Annotated in this window: 1 protein-coding gene; it reads left to right on the top strand. The window is 66.5% G+C overall.

Features of this window, described 5'->3' with window-relative positions; all coding sequences use genetic code 11:
* The first annotated feature begins 221 nt into the window (after positions 1 to 221).
* Positions 222 to 1,124 carry a LysR family transcriptional regulator gene (locus ACSHXN_RS48050; protein WP_438307171.1) on the top strand — a complete coding sequence of 301 codons (903 nt, stop codon included), beginning with the start codon at positions 222 to 224 and terminating at the stop codon, positions 1,122 to 1,124.
* Positions 1,125 to 1,126: the final 2 nt, after the last annotated feature.

Here is a 1,126-nt window from a genome sequence, read left to right as displayed (position 1 = left end):
GCCCTGCCAGGTCCTCGCGCTTCATGAAGAGGTTGATCCCGTACGCCGCCGACAGGTTGGACAAGGCGTGGAACGGAGTGGGGTAGAACCCGACCCGGCATCGGGGGAGCTTGTTGATCGCGGTGTCGAATTGCGTGAAGTCCATGCGTCCAGCGTCAGTCACGCCTCTGGATTAGCACAAGCAATGATCCCTCCACGGTCGATAAGCTATCCTTAACTTCATGTCTTGGTCGTTCGATCCGCGGCATCTGGTGACCCTTGCGGCCGTCGTGCGGCTCGGCTCGTTCGCCGCTGCCGCAGAGGAGCTGGGCTACACCCAGTCCGCGGTCTCGCAGCAGGTCGCGGAACTGGAACGACGGGTCGGTGCGCGAGTCGTGGTCCGGCGGCCCGTCCGTGCGACCGAGGCCGGACAGGTCCTCCTCGACACCGAGGCCGCGATCAGCGAGTCGATGAGTCGCGCCGCCACCGAGCTCGCAGCGCTCGCGGACGGAACCGGCGGCGAGGTGCGGCTCGGCGCGTTCATCTCGGCGGCAGCCTCCATCGTCCCTCCCGCGCTCGCACGCCTGCGTGCGACCCATCCGGCAGTTCACATCACCCTCCGCGAACTTGAGCAGCGCGAAACACACGCGCTGCTGTTCCGCGGAGAGATCGACCTGGCCATCACCTTCGACTACGAACACGCTCCCGGGCCAGTGCCCGCCGGGCTCACGCAAGAGCACCTCATGGACGATCCGATCATGGTCGTCCTTCCCATCGGCCATCCCCTGGCCGGAGCTGACAGTGTCACCCCAGCCGACCTGCCGTCGAACGCATGGATCAACACCGCGGTCGACGCCCGCGACCTGGCAGCCTCACCCCTCGACCGCGACCGGGTAAGCGGACACCGGTTGGACTTCGACGGCATGGACTTCCGCACCGCGCTCAATCTCGTCGCGGCAGGTCTCGGCGTCGCACTGCTGCCGCGCTTGTTGCTGTTGGACGCCCCGCCGAGCGTCGTGGTCCTGCCCATGCGACAGCCCACACTCGTCCGTCGCCTCTACACCTGCCGACTCGACACGAGAAGCGTGACCGCATCCATCAGACGGCTGGAGACGTACCTGCGGGAGGCAGCGGCGGAAATCTGAAA

Origin of the sequence: Streptomyces sp. HUAS TT11 (genome assembly GCF_051553595.1) — a bacterium.
Lineage (GTDB): Bacteria > Actinomycetota > Actinomycetes > Streptomycetales > Streptomycetaceae > Streptomyces.
The sequence above is the reverse complement of the archived record's forward strand: the minus strand, read 5'-3'. Positions and strand labels throughout refer to the sequence as shown.

Bases quoted from the DNA above. Each gene is read 5' to 3' on its own strand.
- ACSHXN_RS48050 (WP_438307171.1), top strand. From the start codon at position 222: ATGTCTTGGTCGTTCGATCCGCGGCATCTGGTGACCCTTGCGGCCGTC.